General features: G+C 38.6%; 17 protein-coding genes. 7 read left to right on the top strand and 10 right to left on the bottom strand.

Going from position 1 to position 21368, the window contains the following annotated elements; all coding sequences use genetic code 11:
- Window positions 1-29: 29 nt before the first annotated feature.
- Window positions 30-227: a hypothetical protein gene (locus E4N74_RS11505; RefSeq protein ID WP_255805360.1), complete on the top strand. Its 198-nt coding sequence runs from the start codon at window positions 30-32 to the stop codon at window positions 225-227.
- Window positions 224-625 carry a type II toxin-antitoxin system VapC family toxin gene (gene vapC, locus E4N74_RS11500; protein WP_255805359.1) on the top strand — a complete coding sequence of 134 codons (402 nt, stop codon included), beginning with the start codon at window positions 224-226 and terminating at the stop codon, window positions 623-625. Before E4N74_RS11505 ends, vapC begins: the two co-directional genes overlap by 4 nt.
- Before the next feature lie 270 nt (window positions 626-895).
- On the opposite strand, the gene fusA is transcribed toward vapC, so the two are convergent.
- Window positions 896-2947 carry an elongation factor G gene (gene fusA, locus E4N74_RS11495; protein WP_255805358.1) on the bottom strand — a complete coding sequence of 684 codons (2052 nt, stop codon included), beginning with the start codon at window positions 2945-2947 and terminating at the stop codon, window positions 896-898.
- Between the two features lie 95 nt (window positions 2948-3042).
- Complete coding sequence (locus E4N74_RS11490) at window positions 3043-3942, bottom strand: hypothetical protein (protein WP_255805357.1); 900 nt, start codon at window positions 3940-3942, stop codon at window positions 3043-3045.
- 178 nt (window positions 3943-4120) lie between these two features.
- Here E4N74_RS11490 and E4N74_RS11485 point away from each other — a divergent pair, with 178 nt between their 5' ends.
- Genes E4N74_RS11485 through E4N74_RS11475 form a run of 3 tightly spaced genes read left to right on the top strand, consistent with a single transcriptional unit; the run spans window position 4121 to window position 8863 of the window.
- Window positions 4121-4930, top strand: a complete 810-nt coding sequence (locus E4N74_RS11485) for an undecaprenyl-diphosphate phosphatase (RefSeq protein ID WP_255817820.1) — start codon at window positions 4121-4123, stop codon at window positions 4928-4930.
- Between the two features lie 25 nt (window positions 4931-4955).
- Window positions 4956-7403, top strand: coding sequence for a DNA translocase FtsK (locus E4N74_RS11480; RefSeq protein WP_255805353.1), 2448 nt, complete (start codon window positions 4956-4958; stop codon window positions 7401-7403).
- A 23-nt stretch (window positions 7404-7426) separates the two neighbouring features.
- Window positions 7427-8863 (top strand): nicotinate phosphoribosyltransferase, encoded by a 1437-nt coding sequence (locus E4N74_RS11475; protein WP_255805352.1) that lies wholly within the window; start codon window positions 7427-7429, stop codon window positions 8861-8863.
- 135 nt (window positions 8864-8998) lie between these two features.
- Here E4N74_RS11475 and pcp read toward each other — a convergent pair whose 3' ends face one another.
- The 7 genes from pcp to E4N74_RS11440 form a co-directional block, all read right to left on the bottom strand.
- Window positions 8999-9652, bottom strand: a complete 654-nt coding sequence (pcp, locus tag E4N74_RS11470) for a pyroglutamyl-peptidase I (protein ID WP_255805351.1) — start codon at window positions 9650-9652, stop codon at window positions 8999-9001.
- A gap of 71 nt (window positions 9653-9723) precedes the next feature.
- Window positions 9724-10722 carry a DUF979 domain-containing protein gene (locus E4N74_RS11465; protein WP_255805350.1) on the bottom strand — a complete coding sequence of 333 codons (999 nt, stop codon included), beginning with the start codon at window positions 10720-10722 and terminating at the stop codon, window positions 9724-9726.
- Complete coding sequence (locus tag E4N74_RS11460; RefSeq protein WP_255805349.1) at window positions 10715-11389, bottom strand: DUF969 domain-containing protein; 675 nt, start codon at window positions 11387-11389, stop codon at window positions 10715-10717. The genes E4N74_RS11465 and E4N74_RS11460 overlap by 8 nt, the downstream gene beginning before the upstream one ends.
- A gap of 71 nt (window positions 11390-11460) precedes the next feature.
- Window positions 11461-13560 (bottom strand): methyl-accepting chemotaxis protein, encoded by a 2100-nt coding sequence (locus E4N74_RS11455; protein ID WP_255817818.1) that lies wholly within the window; start codon window positions 13558-13560, stop codon window positions 11461-11463.
- A gap of 191 nt (window positions 13561-13751) precedes the next feature.
- Window positions 13752-15419 (bottom strand): ABC transporter ATP-binding protein, encoded by a 1668-nt coding sequence (locus E4N74_RS11450; protein ID WP_255805345.1) that lies wholly within the window; start codon window positions 15417-15419, stop codon window positions 13752-13754.
- Window positions 15419-17227, bottom strand: coding sequence for an ABC transporter permease (locus E4N74_RS11445; protein ID WP_338113397.1), 1809 nt, complete (start codon window positions 17225-17227; stop codon window positions 15419-15421). Before E4N74_RS11445 ends, E4N74_RS11450 begins: the two co-directional genes overlap by 1 nt.
- A gap of 103 nt (window positions 17228-17330) precedes the next feature.
- Window positions 17331-18656 carry a hypothetical protein gene (locus E4N74_RS11440; RefSeq protein WP_255817816.1) on the bottom strand — a complete coding sequence of 442 codons (1326 nt, stop codon included), beginning with the start codon at window positions 18654-18656 and terminating at the stop codon, window positions 17331-17333.
- A 145-nt stretch (window positions 18657-18801) separates the two neighbouring features.
- Between E4N74_RS11440 and E4N74_RS11435 the strand changes: the two genes are divergently transcribed.
- Window positions 18802-19569: an alpha/beta hydrolase gene (locus E4N74_RS11435; protein WP_255817814.1), complete on the top strand. Its 768-nt coding sequence runs from the start codon at window positions 18802-18804 to the stop codon at window positions 19567-19569.
- 107 nt (window positions 19570-19676) lie between these two features.
- A complete protein-coding gene (locus E4N74_RS11430) occupies window positions 19677-20576 on the top strand; it encodes an adenosine deaminase (protein WP_255805337.1) in 900 nt (299 codons plus the stop codon).
- A 1-nt stretch (window position 20577) separates the two neighbouring features.
- Here the strand turns inward: E4N74_RS11430 and E4N74_RS11425 are convergent, their stop codons facing one another.
- Window positions 20578-21366 carry a sulfite exporter TauE/SafE family protein gene (locus tag E4N74_RS11425; RefSeq protein ID WP_044978266.1) on the bottom strand — a complete coding sequence of 263 codons (789 nt, stop codon included), beginning with the start codon at window positions 21364-21366 and terminating at the stop codon, window positions 20578-20580.
- Window positions 21367-21368: the final 2 nt, after the last annotated feature.

Here is a 21368-nt window from a genome sequence, read left to right as displayed (position 1 = left end):
CTGGCATGATTCTTGTAAGGAGGTTTTTGATGCTAGAAACAGCTCTTAAAAAAAAAGCGATGGATTATTTTGAAATGCTGGATAATGAGCAGGCACAAATGGTTATTTCATACATGGAAACAATTGAATTTCCCACTGAAAAACGGCAGCATAGTCTTGCCGACCTAAAGGGTAAAATTCATTTTGCCGATGGATATGATTATAAAGCAATGCGGAGTTCTCAATGATTTTAGTAGATACTTCCGTGCTGATTAATTTTTTTCGTGGCAGGGAAACTGTCGGTACGGCATATTTTGAAAAATTACTTGAAGAACAAAAACATTTTTGTATAAATGAATTTATTTATCAAGAAATTCTACAAGGTGCAAAGGATGAAAAAGAATTTTCCATTTTGAAATCTTATTTAATTGATGTGCCTTTGTATTCACTAAGGCTCGGTATTCAATCCTTTGAAAATGCAGCTCTGTTGAATTTCCGCTGTCGCAGAAAAGGTGTTACAATTCGTAGTACGATAGATTTGCTGATTGCAGAAACTGCGATTGAAAATAATATTCCGCTTCTACATGATGATGACGATTTTGTAAATATGGCTAGAATTATTACGGAGTTAAAACTGGCTATGTAAGTCAAATCGCATAACATGATTGCAGAAAGAATAATAAGTGTAGTAATTATATAAAGATGTTTTAATATCAAATAAACCAAAGTTAAAAATCTTCTCTTTTTATATATTTTTATTTTTCTTGTTTTACTCGGGGCTCAATATATTCTTTTAGATTTATATTCCTCTCAATATACTTGCGTGTTTTGCAATTATCCGTTTTGGGCGTAGAAAATTGCAGATAAAAAAAGATATGGTCGAAAAACATTTAAACCCGAAGACGTTTTCTAATTTCTACCGTTTAACCTCAAAATGGCTGAAGCTCATTGTAAAGGAAGCTCTTCCCTGTGTGGCCGAACGGAGGTCGGTTGAAAAGCCGAACATTTTTGCCATTGGAGCCTGAGCGTGTACAATGTCGGTACTTGACTTTGAATCCATACTTGAGATTAAGCCTCCCCTTTGGGTAATCTGACTCATGGCATCTCCGACGAATTCTTTGGGGCTCATAATATCCACAGCCATTACCGGTTCCAAGAGTACGGGCTCTGCTGCACTGCAAGCGTCATCAAAGCACTTTGCGGCGGCGGCTTCGTAGGCAAAGGGGGTTGCCGTAAGTTCGTTATATTTTACCGAAACAAGTTCTACCTCGATGTCGGTACAAGGATAGCCGGCCTTGATGCCTGAGCTAAAGCAGCCTTCAATAGAACGCTTAACGGCTTCTAAAAGCTCTTCGGGGAGAGAATTGGTTCCGCCCGAACCTGATTTTTGAAAGGTCTTGACTTTTGAAACAAAGCGGTTTCCGCTTCCTCGCTCAAGGGGGCGGACAGTAAGGGTGAGTTCGGCCTCATTGTCTTTTCCGCCAAGCTGTCTGCTGTATTTTTCGGTTTGAGTTTTTTCGGTAGTGATAGATTCCCTGTAAGTAACCTGAGGGTTTCCGACTCTGGCTTCTACCTTAAAATCATCTAACATTCGGCGGGTTAGAACATCTATGTGGAGCTCTCCCATGCCTGAAATTATAAGCTGTCCGGTTTCGCTGTCTTCGCGGCTGGTAAAGGTCGGATCTTCCTTTGAAAGAATTTCCAAGACCTCTTTTAAACGGTCGCTTTCAGATAAGCTCTTCGGTTCTACCGAAACGGAAATAACGGGCTCGGGAAAGTGCATGGATTCAAGCAAGAGAGGCTGACCCTCTGAACCTAGGGTATCTCCTGTCTGAGAAATTTTTAAACCGATAAAAACGGCGATGTCTCCGGCTTGAACGGAATCCATTTGTTCCGACTTATTTGAGTGCATCCGCAAAATTCTGTTTACGCGCTCTCTTTTCTTTTTTCCCGTATTAAAAACTTGATCGCCGGATTTGATTTTACCCGAGTACATTCGGACATAGCAAAGGCTTCCTGCATCCTTATCGTATTGAATTTTAAATACGAGGCCTAGGGGAGCCCCTTCTACCTTGCAAGGAACCGAGAGTTTTTCTTCCTTTTTTGGATTAAAGGCCTCTGCCGGCAGAACCTCATCTGGGGCGGGCAAAAAGTCGACGACTGCATCGATTAAAGGTTGAACTCCGATATTCTTTCGTGCAGAACCGCACAAAAACGGAATATAGCTTTGATTTAAAACCGCCTTTCTTATTTCTTTTTTGATAAGCTCTTCGGGAACTTCTTTTCCTTCAAGGATGAGCTCGGTGATTTCGTCCGAGGCTGAAGAAATAACGTCGAGCATTTTTTCGCGCCATTCTTCCGCCAAGGCAAGGCGGTCTTGGGCTATTGCGGTATACTCATATTTTTCGCCCTCTGTTTCGGCTTCCCAGTGAATTTCCTTCATTGCAATAAGATCGATAACTCCTTCAAAGCTGTCGCTTGCTCCAATAGGAATTTGAACGGGCAGGGTTTCAACTCCGAATTTTTCGTGCACGTCTTTTAAAACTGCAAAAAAGTCGGCTCCGATTCTGTCCATCTTGTTTACAAAGCATATACGGGGAACCTTGTAACGGTCAGCCTGATGCCAAACGGTTTCGGTCTGGGGCTGAACTCCTCCGACTGCACAAAGAACTGCAACGGCCCCGTCCAAGACACGCAAGGAGCGTTCTACCTCGGCCGTAAAGTCTACGTGCCCGGGAGTGTCGATTATATTTATCTGAAAGTTTTTCCAATAAGTAGTGGTGGCGGCACTTTGGATAGTAATTCCCCTGTCCTGTTCTTGTGCCATCCAGTCCATGGTTGCTTGACCGTCATCTATTTCGCCTATCTTATGAATTTTTCCCGTATAAAACAAAATACGCTCGGTCGTGGTGGTTTTTCCCGCATCTATATGAGCCATTATTCCTATGTTCCGCATCTTATCAAGCATTTTCACATTCTCCAAAATCTTATTTTAAGCAAAAATAATAGCAAAAAAATCAAAAAAAAACAATCGGGAGACAAGTATATAGTTTTTTGAAGCTATTAAATTCTTTCTATAGAGATATCTGAAAGTTCATTTGCCTTTTTAAACATATCTTTTATGATTCTATAAGAGCCTAAGCCGGCAAACAAAAAGCCGAGACCTAGACTGGGAAGAATAGATTTTATAAAGGCCGAATCGAAAAAAAATACCGGAGATAATTTTACAAAAGATAAAAAATCTAAGCTGACCTCTTTTTTGACGGCTAAAAATAAGCCTATGTATTCGGCAAAAAGCAAGGCGAAAACTATAGCAAAGATATTTATTATAACTCCTGTCTTGGTTGCCTTTCCTTTTCCAAAATTATAACCGTAAAATGCAGAGTAGGCTATAAAATATCCAGCAATGGATGCATAAAAACCGAAATATCCTATTAAAATCCAAGCCACGGAACCGGCTAATGCCCCGATGATGCAGCATAAAGCTCCGGTTAAATAATTATTCGGTTCATTGTTTACTTTTTCCATCTTAGTTTTAAAATTTTCTACACATTCGGAGCATAAAAGAGTTGGAACGTCCTTAATTTTATAAGTATTTGTTTCTCTTATTTTATTACATGAAAAGCAAACATCTTGCGATTCTAATTTGGTTAAAATATCTGAAAGATTCTTTAAGAAAAATTCAAACTCGGAATCGTTATCACCGCAAGCATAGGTCAAAGATAATAAATTTTCATCCATATTAAAATTTTTTATCTTTCCTTTTTGTTTTTGCTCATCTAAAAAGCCGAACAAATCGCCCTTTGATCCTCTCACTGCACAAGAGGTTTTAAGAACAAGCTCTTGATCGGTTAATTTATCTTGTCTAACAAGAAATTTATTCCTGCCTATACTTCCTGTCCAAATACCGTTTACATCCTTAAAAAAGAAACCGCTAAGTATTTTACTTATATTATCTGTCATTTAATATCTCCAAATGTTTTACGGGCATTTATTCTATCAAAAAATAAAATAAAGAACAAGATAACACATTAAATTTTCAATAAATCGTCTATATTTTCCGGCTGGAATTTTTCTTTTTTTTATGCTATAGTCCCATATCGGTTTCTGCCGTTTGTAAAAACTTTATTGGAGAATTTTTATGTCTATTTTTCAAGCTATTATTTTAGGGGCGGTTCAAGGCTTAGCCGAATTTCTACCTGTTTCAAGTTCCGGCCATTTAGCCGTTTTAGAATACTTTTTTAATCAAAAAGGCCTTCCTATCCTCTTTGACATACTCTTACATGTAGCCACCCTTGCAGCGGTTTGTACGGTTTTTGCAAAAAAAATCGCCGCCCTTTTTTGCACTTTAGGCCGCTTTATAATAAGAAAGTCAAAACCCGAAGATAAAGAAAATCTTATGATGATTGCTGCCATTATACTTGCAACCGCAGTAACAGGCGTAATAGGCCTTTTATTAAAGGATTGGGTAAAAAATATCGACATCCGTATTATCCCCCTTTGCTTTATCATAACAGGGTTTCTTTTAATCGCATCGTCTAAGATAAAACACAACAAATCGGTACAACACCTAAATCTCCTTACGGCAGCATTAACAGGGCTTGCCCAAGGAATAGGAGTTATACCCGGTATATCGCGATCGGGGAGCACCATTTCAGCCTCTCTTTTTGCAGGTCTTGACAGGGAAAAAGCCGGAGAATTCTCTTTTTTACTATCAATACCGGCAATTCTTGCAGCATTTATACTTGAACTTAAATCTGCCGATAATCTTCTTGCAGGTATAAGCCCCATAAGCCTAATAGCCGGAATGATAAGCGCCTTTGTTGTAGGTTATTTTTCTCTCCGGTTTTTACTTAAACTTATAAAAAAAGGAAAATTAATGTATTTTGCTTTCTATTTAATTCCGCTGGGGATCGGTCTTAGTATTTATTTTTGGGGGTTTGCCGGATAATTTTTTACAATTTCGGAGTTGACGTTTGATAGAAGAATCAAAATTTAGAATAATATCCATCATTTTGGGAATTCTCATTTTTATATGCTCAATATACATAGCCCTTGCAGTGCTGTTACCTATGTTCGGCTTTAACAGCTATATGTTTCCTTTTGAAAAGCTAGGAACAGCTCTTTTTTCTACATATAAATTCTCTTCCTTACTCATACCGATTATTCTTCTTTATTCTGCAATTCTATTGATTATCCCCGGCTGGACTCTATATTCAAAGCTGTTGTTATCATTTATGCCTGTATATTTTTTAACATGCGTATTAGGTGAACACTTAATCTATTTTTTACTTCCTAAAATTGCAAATAATACGGTCCAAGAATTCACAAAAATTGCCGTAACTCTTGCAACAGGCCTTTTACTCTTAGTGGAAGTATTTTTTACTCTTATGTTAAGTGAAAAATTTAATTCAAAAAAAAGCCTTCCGCATCAAGAAGAAGAAATAGAGGACATTATAGGCGACAGTTATCATTTGTTAGAAGCCGCTCCTATTTTTGAAGAAAAAAACGAATCTTTTAAAACCGAGTTTTTGGTAAAATCAAATACAAAGGCGGAGCCGGATATAAACAAACGAAATTTATCGGAAGCAGCCCTTACACATAATCAGTTTATAAAATCTCAACTAAATAATAGTGTTAAAGAATTTAAAGAAGAAATGCCCGCACTCGAAAATGTAGGGGCCGATATAGAAGTAGACATAGGACAATCTCTTGCTCACGAGCCCAAAAAAGGTATAATAGAATCTCTTGTCGTAATAGAAGATATAAACATTGAACAAGACTTGGAAGAACTCCATTCAATAGAAGAAGATGGAGAAAATGATAAAGAACTTCTATCTTCCTCAGAAGAAAAAAACGGCGATGATAATGATGATGACACGGCCCAAGAAATTACCCTGCCGGAAGATGAAACCGATGATGAAGAACCTGAAAATGTTGAAGAAGAAAGTTCAGACGATATAGAAATAAGTGCCGCTCAGCCTCTGGAGCCTAAGGCAGGTTCAACGGACAAAAAAAAAGGCTACCACATTCCTTATGACCTATTAACAAAATACCCGGGAAACGAATACTGGATAGTAGATGATTCGACCCGAAAAGCAGCAATAGCCTTAAAAAATACCTTTGAAGAATTCAATATCAGTATCGAAATTACAGGTATTAGAAAAGGGCCTGTAGTTACCATGTTTGAAGTCCTGCCGCCTCCGGGCATAAAACTGGGTAAAATCACAGCTCTTCAAGACAATATAGCTTTACGCCTTGCCGCGCAAAGCGTCCGTATTGTCGCCCCAATTCCGGGAAAACAAGCCGTCGGTATCGAAGTGCCTAATGAATCAAGGGCAATAGTCGGCTTTAGAGAACTAATCGAAACGGAAATACCAGGTATCGAAAAAATGGGCATACCCATCGTTCTTGGGAAAGATGTAACGGGAGAACCACAAACACTCGACCTCTGTCAGACTCCTCATCTTTTAATAGCCGGAGCTACAGGCTCAGGTAAGTCGGTTTGCGTAAACTCCATTATTCTTTCAATACTTTACAATAAGAGTCCCGAAGAAGTAAAGCTCCTCTTGGTTGACCCCAAAATAGTAGAGCTTAAACTTTATAACGGAATAGGCCACTTATTAACTCCGGTTATTACCGAACCGAAACGGGCTCTTCAAGGTTTGCAATATTGTATCTGCGAAATGGAAAGACGCTACGCTATGCTTGACTCTATGAGCGTTCGAGACATTAAAAGCTACAATAAAAAAATAAGAAGGGAAAAAATTGCTGCAGAAACCCTGCCCTATATAGTAATCATAATCGATGAATTTGCAGACCTTATGGCAACTACGGGCAAAGAACTCGAAGCTACCGTTTCAAGGCTTTGTGCTATGAGCCGTGCCGTAGGTATTCACTTGGTGCTTGCAACCCAGAGGCCTTCGACCAATGTAATTACAGGTTTAATTAAGGCAAACATCCCCAGTAGAATTGCCTTTATGGTCGCCTCCCGTGTAGACAGTCAAATTATCCTCGATAACATCGGAGCTGAAAAACTTCTAGGAAAGGGTGATATGCTCTACGTAAGCACAACAAAACCTTTCCCATCCCGAATCCAAGGTACATTTTTATCGGATGACGAAGTAGAACAAGTTGTAGAATGCGTAAAAACCTTCGGTGAGCCCGATTACATAGATGACGAAATATTCGTAGATGATGAAGAATATTCTCAAGGCTCCCTCTTCGGAGATGAAAGCGACCCTCTCTATGATGAGGCCTTAGAGATTGTTCTGGCAGAAGGAAAAGCCTCTGCCTCTTATATTCAAAGGCGGCTTAAAATAGGTTATAACCGAGCCGCCCGCATTGTAGAAGAAATGGAAGAGCGCGGAGTGGTCGGCCCTGCAAACGGCTCAAAGCCGAGGGAAGTAATTACGCATTCTTAAAATAATTATATGAGGTAAAATTTATGATTGATAATGCTTTATTTTCAGACTTTTATGAATTGACAATGGCTCAAGGTTTTTGGAAAAAAGGAAATAACACAAAAACCGTTTTTGAAATGTTTTTTAGATCAAATCCTTTTAAGGGGGGCTATTCCGTCTTTGCAGGCCTTGAACCCCTCTTAAAAACCATTCAAAATTTTCACTTTGAAAAAAGTGATATAGACTGGCTTAAGTCTTTAGGAATATTTGAAAAAGATTTTTTAGAATATATTGCCGATTTTAAATTCTCCGGTAATGTTTGGGCAATGAAGGAGGGCAGCGTCGTTTTTCCGAATGAACCCTTAATACGTATTGAAGCTGATGCGGTTGAAGCCTTGCTCTTGGAAGGTCTAATTTTAAACATGATAAATTTCCAAACCCTTATAGCAACCAAAACAGCCCGAATTTGGCTGGCCTCAAAAAAGGGAGCTATAATGGAATTCGGCCTCCGCCGAGCTCAGGGCAATGACGGAGCTATGAGTGCAACACGGGCTGCCTACATAGGCGGAGCTTTCGGCACAAGCAATTCCCTTGCTGCCAAAACACTCGGCATACCCGCTCTCGGAACAATGGCCCACTCATGGATAATGTCTTTTAAAAATGAAGAAGATGCTTTTCAGGCCTATGCCGACATATATCCCGATAACTCCATATTCTTAATAGACACCTATGATACCCTCCGTTCGGGTATTGTAAATGCAATTAAAGTAGGCAAACGCTTACAGGAAAAAGGAAAAAACTTCGGAGTACGCCTAGATTCGGGCGATATTTATTATTTGAGTAAGGATGTTCGAAAACGGCTTGATGAGGCAGGATGTTCTAAAGCAAAGATTTCCGTTTCAAACGAGCTGACGGAAGAAATTGTAGAATCCCTTGTTCAAAACAATGCGCCTATAGACTCTTGGGGAGTAGGAACCCACATGGTTACAGGCGGAAATGAAGCATCTCTTACAGGGGTCTACAAAATGGCAGCCCGCAAAAGTTTAGGAGAAACGGAATGGACTCCTGTTATGAAATTTTCGGATAATCCTGCAAAGATGACTAACCCTGCATGTAAACAGGTTTGGCGCCTATACAATCCTGACGGAACCTTTAAAGCAGACATCCTAACTCTTGAAGACGAAAAAATACAAGAGGGCGTAGAGCAAACTTTTTATCACCCTGCAAACGATTACCAAAATTTTACTTTTGCTCCTGCAAAAGCTGAAGCCCTTTTAGAAAAACGCATTGAAAACGGCAAGGCTGTAGGCAAGGCACCAAGTCTTAAAGAAATCAAAGCCTATGCAGAAAAGCAGCTCGACAGTTTGGATTATACTTCAAAGCGTCTTTTAAACCCTCACATATACAAGGTTTCTTTAAGCGAGAAGATGAGGGATTTAAAACAGCAGCTGATAAAAAATAAACCTGTTTTTAAAAACTGAAATCTTTTTGGAGGTAAAAAGAAGCAGGCAAATTCAAAACGGCTAATAAAATAAAATTCTCAGAAAATAAATAAAAAACGCCTATTAAGATTAAACATCTTAATAGGCGTAATTAAAAAACTTAAAACCGGTCTTCTAGCAAATTTTGCCGCCTGAAATCTTTATGTCGGCATCGTTTTCGACAATAGCTTCAATTGCGAGTTCAATTCCTTTTACAATAATATCCAGCCCCATTGAAGGCGTTAAAGCCGGCTTTCCGATAACCTGTTCAGGTAAAAACGGAATATGAATAAATCCGCTTTTCATCGGTTTACCTTGTGCCGTTCTTTCCGCAGCAATGTGTGCTACACCGTAGCAGACATGGTTACATATAAAGGTTCCTGCCGTATTCGATATTGAAGCGGGTATTTTTCCGGCTTTTAGCTTCTCTACAATGGCCTTAATGGGCAAAGTAACAAAGTAAGCAGCAGGACCGTTTTTTACTACAGGTTCATCAATGGGCTGATTTCCCTCGTTATCGGGAATTCGGCAGTCATCAATGTTTATACCGATTCTTTCAACCGAAATATCGGCCCGGTTTCCGGCTTGACCGATACTTAAAACCACATCGGGGTTTTCTTTTTCAATCATTTCTTTTATCTTGGCTACGGATTTTCCGATAACCGTCGGAATTTCCAGCTTGATAATTTTTGCTCCCAAAATTTCATTGGGAAGAAGTTTAATCGTTTCAAGGGCAGGGTTAATCTTTTCGCCGCCGAAAGGATCAAATCCGGTAACTAAAATCTTCATTTACTTCTCCAATAATGCGAAGATAAACAACGAGGCAGAATTTCTGCCGAGCTGTTTATCTTATCTCTTAATTAAAAAGCGAATATCAACATCAAAATAATATGAACAATAATCAAAGCAAAAGACATAAGGGCTTGAGCCTTAATCAATGTATATTTATTTTTAGTTTCCAAAATTGCTGCAGGAACAATGTTAAAGTTTGCTGCCATAGGTGTTAAAAGCGTACCGCAGTAACCGCAAGTCATACCTAAGGCTCCTACAACAGCCGGATTTCCGCCTTGAGCAATTACAAAGGGAACACCTACACCGATTGTGATAACGGTAAAGGCGGCAAAAGCATTGCCCATAATCATCGTAAAGATTACCATTCCAAGACAATAAGCGATAACACCCAGAACGGGAACACCCTGAGGAACAATACCGCTTGCAAAATGACCGATTATCTTACCTATTCCGGCTGTTGCAAAGATTGCACCCAAAACACCGAGAAGCTGAGGAAGTAAACTTGAAGAACCTACCTGCATCAGCATCTTTGAAGTATCGTTGATTGTATCCTTCATTTTCGGTTTTGCTAAAATTATTGCAAAAATAAGGGCAACTATCGAAGCAAGACCTACAACTTGTGCAGTAGAAAAACCGAAGATAATATCTGCTCCGGCAGCATTTTTTCCAATCGAAATTTTAAAGCTCTTCATTTGGGCCAATAACATAGCAACAACACCTATCAAAACGGCAGGTATAAAAATCTTATTTCCTACCTTTTTTGAATTTTCGGCAATTTCTTCTTTTGTTGCCGAATTAATATTTGCAACTTTTACTTGGTTTGTAATAGTAAAGCCGCCCAAAACAAAGAGCAAACCGCCGATAATAGCACCGCCGTAAGGAACATTTACAACAACGGCTTTGCCGAACATAAACAAGAGCCCTAAAAGTCCCCAAAAGACGAAGGTTCCGGTAGGATTCTTTTTATCTTTTAAGGAGATTACGGCTGTGATAATCGAAACAAGACCGCAAAGCCCATAAACGATTTCATCTATAACCATTGTATTATTATGAATAAAACTAAACATCTGCCTTTTCTCCTTTTCTAAGATTTTTTTCAAAGAGCCAGCATTGAACAAGGGCAATAATGACCATTGCAACACCTGCTAAGATGGAATATTTAGCAACGTCAGTATTGCTGATATCAAAGCCCTGCTCTTTTAGAGTTCCTGTAATCAAAAGAACTCCTGATGCAACGGGAAAAATATTTTGACCGAAAAAGTTTCCGTAGTTTTCGGAAGCTCCTGCGAGGCCCTTAATTTTTTCGATGTCCTCTTCGGTCAGCTTTACATGTTTTTGAGCAGCTCCTTCAGCCATGGGTAGGATTAATGGCCTGATAAACTGAACATGGCCGCCCAATCTAATAGAAAACGCCGATGCAATTGTTCTTATAAGAATGTAGAGCCAAATAACCATACCGGCACTTGCTCCCTTAATCTTTCTAATGAATTCTGCAGCTCTTTCTTTTAATCCGTAACGCTCCATTATTGCAATTACAGGAAAAGAAATAAAAAACAAACTCATATAACGGTTATTTACAAAGCCTGTTCCGATAGCATTAAGAACTTCAACAAACCCCATCTTTGCAATCAAACCGGTTACAAGACCGGAAATCAAAACGACTGCAACTACATCGAGTTTTAAAATGAAGCCGGCGATGATAATTACAACGCCTATTAAAACCAAATAGTTCATACAATTCTCCTTTTATTGGTGTATGTCCGGCGCATTCTACCAAAAAAATAAAAGTTTGTCTATTATAAAAATCACACCTTAAATTTTCCGACTTCTTCTGCAAGGTTCTGAATGCTGATCTTATTCTTTTGACTTATTTCATTTACTTCCTGAACGGCATTTCTGATTTGTACCGCACCGCTAGCCATCTCGTTCATACTGTCGGTAATGACACGGGTAAGCTCATCGAGCTTTTGCATTTCTTGAGCTACATTCTCACCGCCTCGCAGCATCTCGGCGGAACCGTCATTTACTTGGTTTGTTACCATATTGATGTCTCGAATGGCTGTCAAAACTTCCTTGCTGCCGTTCTCCTGTTCACGCATAGCGTTAGTTAGGTTTTGGCTCATAGTTTTTACCTGCTCCGAAAGAGCAAAAATAGTGTTGAATTTCTCTTCTACCGTTCTTGAAGAGGCTGAAAGAGCTTCGATTTCGCCGGATAATACTTTGAGGGTAGAAGTTATGGTTTTACCTTGCGTAGAAGATTCTTCTGCGAGCTTACGGATTTCGTCGGCAACAACGGCAAAGCCCTTACCCGCCTCGCCTGCGTGGGCGGCTTCGATTGCAGCATTCATCGCTAAAAGATTGGTCTGACTTGCAATGTGCTGGATAACGCTTGAGGCTTCCAAAAGACTGCCTGATTCTTCGGCTATTTTTTGGGTAACGGAATTTGAATTAACTATCGTATCCTTACCGTCGGCTGTAGCGGAGGCGAGTGTTTTTATGACATCATCGGTTTTGCCGAGGGTTTGAGTGATAGAAGCTATGTTCCCGACCATCTGCTCGATAGCCGAAGAGGATTCGGCTACGCTGGCTGCCTGATTTTCGATACTGCCATTCAACTGCTTTATCGTGCGGATAATTTCTTCAATCGTAGCCGCCGTTTCGGTAACGCTTGCAGCCTGAGTAAGGGCTTGCTGTTTTACTCCGTCGATGTTAGCACTTATCTGGTGCACGGCACTGGCGGTTTCGGTCATATTAGATGCAAGCTCGTTTCCGATATTTTCCATATCGATGCTGTTTAAACTTACTTGCCTAATCGATGAACCGATTTTAGAAATAGTTTGATTAAAGTATTCCGATAGGTCGGTAATCTCATCATTGCCGTTTATCGGAAGGCGCACGCTCAAATCCCCCTCACCATGTGAAATATTTTGCAAAGCTGATACAACACCGCGAATAGGTTTTACTAAGGCTCTAGCTATAAAAAAGACAATTAACTGTGCGATCAAAAAAGTTACCACACCAATAATAACCAGTGAGGTTCGCAAGGTATTTACAGTACCCATAAATTCGTTTACAGGGGCGCGGATAATAACCGACCAGTCGGTATTTTTCATCGGTGAAAATGAAGCGATGTATGATTGGCCTTCATATGTGTAATAGCCGATTTCACTTTTGGAAGAGCCCAAAACATATTCCAAAAAAGCGGCGGTAGAAGCAAGTTCGCCGTCTGTTTTGGCTTGCTCAATAATATTCACTTGGCTTTTGACCAGATTGGTATCTTTATGAGCTATAATCACGCCGCTTTTACTCATAATATAACAATTTCCCGTTTTGCCCACTACAATATCTTCAATTCTTTTAGAAAGGTGGACTGCTTCGACTGTCGCAAGCAAAACATCTGCTACCCTATGATCTTTATTGTAAATGGGAACGGCAAATACGATGACAAAGGTACCGTCTAGGCGGGAAACAAGCGGTTCTGAAACAAAACTTTTCCCATTAGATGCAGAGATAAAAAAATCTCTGTCTGAAACATCTAATATTTGCCCGTCATAAGTACGCCTTTTTCCGTTCATATCTATCAAATCCATTCTGTAAATTTTGTCATTGAATGCCGTTTCTTGTTTTAAATAGGCTGTTTTTTCAGTATAGGAAATTTCCGGATCCAATAAGATAGGAGCACGAGAGACTCCTTCAAAAAATTGGAAAAAAGAATCTACTCTTCCGTCTATAATACCAGCAACATCTGCAGCCTTGTCGATTAAGTGCGCTTCAATTTTTTCGATTACTGCTTTTCGGGCGGTGCGTACAGCAAAAAATCCTAATATAAGGCTGATTGCAAAAATAAGCAAACCGAATATAAGCATCAACTTGTTAGCCAATGAAAAACGTTTTGTCTTGTCCATAGTAAAACACTCCTTACAGTTTCGGGGTAGATACCTTAAAATCTCCCATACCATTTTTAGATTGGTGAGTCTCAATCCGTAAGACTTTCAACTATCCTTATTATAATTTTATTTCGGTTTTAAAGGAGCTTCAAAAAAGTTTTTTAGCTTTTCTGCATAGAAAGTAACAATCAGACATCTGCGCTGGATTGTCAACTATTTTTCATATTCTCTTTTTCCAAACATCCTAAAGAAACCAATCTTTGATTAAGACTTGAAAAGAGCATAATCCTGTCACCTTCAATATCGAATTTTATTTTTTCTCCTATCCTATAGGTTATGTTTAAAAACACAACACCCGTTAAAAGGAGATTTCCAACTTTAATTTTGACGGTAGTTTCCATACCTGTGGGCATCGAGCTGTATATGGATCCTGTCAGTTTTCCGTTTTCGTGTATTTTAATAAATTCAGGCCGGACTCCGATTATAAAATCTTTTTCAGACGGTACCGAAGAATTTAAATCAAGCTCAGCTTCTTCGGCTTTTGATATATGATACTTAAAAGGCAAAATCTTATTTTCCTTTTCTGCATTTTTTGTTCGCTCAGCCTCTTCTTCTCTTTGTTTTTTAATTTCAGCCTCCGTTTGCAAAAGCCACTTTTTATAATCGATTTTCTGAGCGGGCTTAAACTTAAATTTTAAACCTTCGAGACATGTTAAATTAAAATCTCCGTCTACAGAGGTTTCACCCACAGCTTCTATAAAATTTATCGAAGGATTTCCTATAAAGTCTGCGGTAAATAAGTTTACAGGTTTTTCATAGATATCCAAGGGAGCATCATATTGCTGTAAAAGGCCATTGTCCATCAAGCATATTTTTGTTGCAAGGGTCATAGCCTCCAGCTGATCATGGGTAACATAGATAAAAGTCGATTTTGTGTCCAAATGGAGACGCTGCAATTCGCTCCGCATTTCAAGCCGGAGTTTTGCATCAAGGTTTGAAAGGGGCTCATCCATAAAAAGCACCTTGGGCCCGGGAGCTAAGGTTCGAGCAATAGCAACCCTTTGCTGCTGTCCGCCTGAAAGCTCATTGGGATACCGATCCATAAACATTCCGATTTTTACGATGCGGGAAACACGGCGGACTATTAAGTCTATTTCTTCGTTTTCGAGCTTGCGTATTTTTTTTATAACTTCACCTTTTTCATCTACAAGTTCGTAGTTATCATTTACCGAAAACCCGTTTTTCTTGTGCTTCTCTAAAAGAGATGCCCTCTTTTCATCCAAACCGGAAATTATTGCCTTTACTTTTTCTTCACGATTTTCAGTTTTTTCAAGCCCGTAAGACAAAATCGTTTTTGCCGTATATTCGGAAATAATAAAGTTGTCTATCAATTTTATCAAAGCTGTTTTTTCATCAAGCCTGTTGCCTTTTTTCTTATCTTTAGTCTGCGAATCAATGATGATTTCGGCAACTTTTTTGCTTTCACTTAAAATATTTTTTAAATCATCCATTCTTTTAATTTCAAAATCATAGAGGGACATGAGTTCTTTAATATTTTTTAAGCCGAAACTTATGTTTTCATAAACCGTCATATTCGGCCAAAGGGCATAGTTTTGAAATAAAAAACCGACCTTTCTTTTATTTGCAGGAATGTTTATGCCCTTCTCGCTGTCAAAAACCGTTTCCCCATCGATGATTATTTTTCCGCTTGTAGGTGTTTCAAGGCCGGCAATCATTCTAAGAGTTGTGGTCTTACCGCAGCCTGAAGGCCCAAGCAGGGTAATAAAAGAATTATTTTCTATGCTTAGATTTAAATTATCCGTTCCGTAAAATTTTCCCCATCTTTTTGTAAGGTTTTGTAAAATTATCTCAGGCATTATTGTCCTCCTACACCCGAATCGATTCCGGCCTTTGTAAGCTTGTTTAATCCGAAATTTACGGCCAAAATAAATATAATTAAAATTAAGTTGATTGCACTCGAAAAGGCGTATAAGCCCATTTCGTCGTAATAGTCAAGCATGGTTGTGCTTATTTTGGACTGACTACACAAGAGCATAAATAGGGTTAATTCCCTAACACAGGTTATAAAGGGTAAAAGATAGCCGCTTAAAATAGCCGTCTTTTGAATGGGAATTATTATCTTAGTCATACGCTTATGCCAAGGCGTATCTTGTATCAAAGCCGACTCTTCTATCTCATTGCTTATTTGGAGCATCGAATTAAGGGAGCTCCGTGACGAAAAAGGAATATACTTAATTGTTCCGACTATTATTAAAAGCAAAAATGTATCATAAATTCCCAGCATAGACCCGAAGATAAAGAAGGCTATACCCACGGCAAGCGAAGGCAAAAGGTATGGCAAAAAGGCTATGTCATTTACGTAATTTGCCAACTTGTTTCTTCTGTGCTTGCTTACCGCATAGCCTATCAAAAGCCCTATTGTTCCTGCAAGGAAAGCACAGAAAAAGGCGACAATGATGGTTCCTCTAAAGCTCATCCAAAAGGCGCGGTTATATAAAATACCGAATTGTCCGTACATGCCGACATCTTCTGCCGAGTGATGAGTCCACCATTTTAAGGTTAAGTTTGCAAAATTGCCTGTTCTAAAAAAGCTGTAGTCTCCGGGGTTAGGTAAAAAGGTTTCAAAGGCAAAGGAAATGACAGGATATATTCCGGTGAATAAGGTAAAGATAATTAAAATTGCGGGAATTAAATATTGTCCGATTTTTCCCACATTTACCTTGCTGACCTGTCCGCTTTTTCCGGTAATGGTTGTATAATTTTTTCGGGATTTCATACTTAATCTGTTAGTAATCAGTATTAAAATTCCGAAAATCATCATCACTACGCCGATAATACTAGCCTGCCCCGTCCTTACAACTTTTAAATCTATGTATTTGGTAGAAAGAGTGGTCAGTTTTAAATAGTGGGGAACAGGATAGCTACCCATAGCACTTCCAAAGACCAGCAAAACAGTAGATAGAATGGCAGGCCTTAATAACGGAAGGGTGACCTTGCGGAATATTCTCGTCTTTGAAGTATTTAAAATCAATGCAGCTTCTTCCAAATTGGAGTCCATATTTTTAAATATGCCTCCGATTAAGATATATGCAAAGGCTGCATAATGCAGGGACAGAACAACAATTGAAGGGAACAGTCCCTCAGCCCACCATGCAGGCATTGTAATACCGAAAAGACCAGCAAGTATCCCATTAGAGCCTCCCGTAACGGCAGTGCTCTTAAATAAGTTCATCCAAGTAAGAGCCAATGTCCACTGAGGCATTATATACGGAAAAATAAAAACGATATTCAGATATTTTTTGCATTTTATATTTGTGCGTGTAATCAAATATGCAAAAACTCCGCCTATTAAGATAGCTCCTACACAGCTGAATACGGCAAGCAATAAGGTATTTGTAAGCGGGCCCCAAAAGTTTCTTACGGCAAGAGAGCCGGTAAAAATATCCTTCCAATTAAAGACCGTAAAACCGCTCGGCCCATGTATAGCATCTATAGTGCCGGGATGAACCGTAACCGTGTCCAAAAGAATAGTTACTACCGGTGCTATAGTTGTAACCGAAAGTACAATACCGAATATCAGCAATATCAGGTTTTGAGGTTTTCTAAAAAAATCCTTGCTTTTATTTAAAAAAACCGGAACTGTTCCAGCCAAAATCTCCTCCAAATAACACAAAGGGTTCCGCCGTTTAAAAATACAAACAGCGGAAACCTATTGATAAAAACTCTTTTTAATTACTTAAATAAGAGCATCTTTTAATTAACCTCTCTTAGTTTCTTAAAGAGCTGATCCACTCACCTACAGTAAAGGTAACACTTGCACAGTATACGGGATCTTCGATAATTAAACCGCCTCTTCCTTCGCCTGTCCACCAGTCATAACCTCTATCATTTTTAGCGGGGAATTTATTTATTTTTTTTGTTTCGCCGTTTATTTCTTCATCAACATAGCCGTCCATACTGTGATCTTGATTGATGGCAGGATTGGAGCTGTATCCTCCCATATCTTTTCCCCAAGGGTGGAATCCTTCTTTGGTTGTTACCATGTAAGCAATAAAGGCGCATGCCGTCCACGGAAGAGGAGCATTGTTCAGTACCTGCAAATAGTGCTTATAGGCATAGCCTCCGAATCCCTTGTACCCGTCTTGATAGGCCGCAACTGTAATGTTATTAACGGAAGATTCTTCCGTTTCCTTTATGGAACGTAATTTAGAGTAAACCAATAAACCTGTTTGATCCTTAGAAGATTTTTTTACCAAATCTACGCTGATGGGACCGTCATCGGTTTTTAAATTAAACTGAGAAACAAAGAGCTTGATCCATGCGAGGGCATATTTTCCGTTCTCGTTTAAACCGAGTTCCTTTGCCGTCTTTTCTAAGCCTTCAATTATGGGTTTAAAATAAGCCTTATCGGCTTCAGGCAAAGCATCATAAGCGGCTTTTACAACCTTTGAATATTTTTCGTGGGTAAGCATGAGCAAAAAGTTTTTTCCGATAGGTTCGGATTCCAAACCCATAAATAAGGGACTTTGACCTTCTTTTACAAAATCCCACACATTTAAAAACTTATTTGAAGCATCGACATTATTGTACATAAAAACTTTGCTCAAAGTCTGCAAGGCTAAAGGATTCCCATTTTCTTTCATATCCGTACCCATAGATTCTTTCCACTCTTTAGGAACAAAATTATGTAGAATGCCCGTATCAATCATCTTAGCCTTAATTTGGGCTCCATCTTGAATAAGAGTCATAGAAAATTCGGGATTGACGTTCTTATTATCATTTGTAAGCTGATCAAAAATAGTATTGTTCTTAGGCTGAGACCAATCTATTTTTCCTGTATAGTCGGGATATTTTGCCTTTATCGCCTCAACAAAGGTCTCTCCCGCTGTTTTACCCCGGCTTGAATTACCCAAACCTTTTAGTACCTTTCCATTTGATTCTTGATAAGCCTTTTCGAAAAGCTGATCAAGGGTCATACCTTCGGCTTCCTTTATTACTTTAAGAACAGCATTGTTCTTTTCCGACTTGCCGCCGCAGCTTGATATTGCAAGCAATAACAGTGCGATTGATAATGCTGAAATAATTTTTTTCATATAAAATCTCCCTATTCCCATTATTATATTATAGATTCTTTAAATACACAATAGCCGCTTTGATAATTAAAAAATTTAATATGCGATACCTAGTTTATTTACAAAAAAAGATATATAATATTCTTAAATTTAAAGGAGATTTAGCGTGTTTTTTGACAATTACCCTATAAAACTTTCAGATACGACAAAGCCGTTTTTTTTAAAAGGGCTAAAAACCGCTCCGGCTATTTTACTTATTCACGGCTACACGGGCTCTCCGCGTGAGATGATTTGGCTGGGACGGCAGCTAAATGAAGCCGGCTACAATGTCTACATACCAAGACTTCCGGGGCATGGTACAAATAAAGACGATCTTTTAAGCTCGAGCTGGAAGGATTGGCTTAGGAAGGTATGCGATGAATATATAGATATTTGTGCAATGTATGAAAGAGTATTTGTCGGAGGTCTTTCAATGGGGGGAATATTAACCTCTCTGATAGCAGCCCGCTTTAATCCTGAAAAAATATTCTTATGCGCTCCGGCTTTTATTGCAACAGATAACCGGATAAAACTCACTCCTTTTTTAAAATTTTTTGTCAAAAAGATATCGACCGTCAAAAAAACTTATGAAAACGACCCCGAATATGGAAGGGCGATGGCAGACTATAACGGTATAGAGTATTTAGAAAAATCTGCGGATCTGTATAAGCTTCAAAAATTAGCAGTAAAAAATATGATTTTTATTAAATCCCAAACTCTTACAATTTTATCAAAAGCAGACAATTTAGTGCCGTTTAGAGTAAAAAACCTCATAGACAAGAATTTAAGAACTCAAAATGAGTATCTAATACTCGAAAAAAGCAGTCATGTAGTTACAAATGATGTTGAAAAGGAACTTGTAGCAAAAAGAATTATAGAATTTTTGAAGGATTAAACTTTTTAACATAAATTACCGATAATATTTTAGGAATATTGTATATTTTATATGGTTTTTTTAAAAAAGAGTGATATACTTATACTAACGGATACAAGGAAGTATTAATGAGAGACTTTGATTACTATAAAAAGCAGCCCAAATCTGATACTCATAATCATCTGAATTTGAGTATGAATTATTCAGACTATAAAAAATGGGCAGGTTTTGAAATTCCCAATTTTCCTCGAAAGATGAACGGTCTTGATGAGATGCATGAAATAATAGGACAATATACCCGTCCTGCATGTACCACAGCACAAAACGTTATAGACCTCATCGAAATGTCCATAAAAAGTGCAGTTGAAGACAATGTTGTGTATATTGAAGGATCTGTCGACATAGGCTTTATAAAACAATTTAATGAAGACTTAGAGGCCTTTTTATCGGCTGTAGAACAGATTGTAAAAAAATATAAAAATAAAATCAAAATAATCCCCGAATTAGGAATATCAAAGACTATAGATCAAAGTTTTTTAAAACAATGGGTAGAACCCATGATGTCATCAAAAGTTTTTAAAAATATAGACCTTTACGGCCCTGAAGTTTCCGAAGGTATTGAACAGTGCGTGTATATATTTAGATTGGCCGAAAAATACGGTTTAAAGAAAAAAGCTCACGTCGGAGAATTCTCGGATGCGGCTTCGGTAAAGTATTTTGTTGAAATGTTTGCTTTAGACGAGGTTCAGCATGGAATAGGAGCGGCTCAAAACGATAAGGTCTTACAGTTTTTAGCCGACAGAAAGATAAGATGCAATGTTTGTCCCCAAAGCAATGTGATGTTAGGTGCCGTCAAAAACCTAAAATCCCATCCATTGCGTAAAATGTTGGATGCAGGGGTTCCTATAAGCATAGGAACCGATGATATTCTCTTTTTCGGAAAGACAAACAGCGAGCAATTTTATGACCTTGTTAAAGAAAATGTAATAACCGAAAAAGAGGCCGATATGCTGATGGCCGTTAGATAATTTAAAATAATCCTAATACCATTTCGCCGAATACATCGTAGAATAATTTTGCAAACAATAAAATTATAACCGCAATCATAAGAGGCCTGATAAATGCAGCACCTTTCTTTAAAGCAAATCCCGCACCTAAGTAATTTCCGATAATACCGCAAACTGCAGCAGGAATAGCAATCGAAAAAATAACCTTATTATTCAGAAGAACGGCTGTCAGCGAAGCATAGTTTGAAGCAAGGTTTAAAAGTTTAGCATTCCCCGATGCCGTTTTTAGGTCATACTTCATCCACGCAGAATAGGCAATAATTGCAATGGTACCCGTTCCCGGCCCTATAAGCCCGTCATAAAAACCTACACAAGCACCTATAAAGGCAGCCAAAGCAAAAGCTTTTTTTTTAGGAATTTCTTTTGATTTGTTTTCATTGCCGAAATTCCGTTTTATCAAAAGAATCAAAGCTATTGCCGGAAGCATTAAAATCATAGCTTTTTTTAAAAAAACTTGATCTATTCTCAAGGCAATTTTCATGCCTAGATAGGAAGAAATAAAAGAAAATAAGGCAGAAACTAAGGCTATACGCCACTCAAGGGCTCCATTTTTAAAAAACCGGAGGGTTGAAAAAGTTGTACCGAACGCAGCTGAAAACTTATTGCATCCTATGGCCGTATGAGTCGGAAGTCCTACAAAAAAATAAGCCGGAAGAGAAATTAAACCGCCCCCTCCTGCCGCAGAATCTACAAAACCTGCAAGAAAGACACAAAAACATAAAAATATCATTGCCTGTAAAGATACATACATAA

It is taken from the genome of Treponema putidum (assembly GCF_024401155.1).
Taxonomy (GTDB): domain Bacteria; phylum Spirochaetota; class Spirochaetia; order Treponematales; family Treponemataceae; genus Treponema_B; species Treponema_B putidum.
Note: the sequence above shows the minus strand (reverse complement) of the source record. Positions and strands in the feature narration are given on the sequence as shown.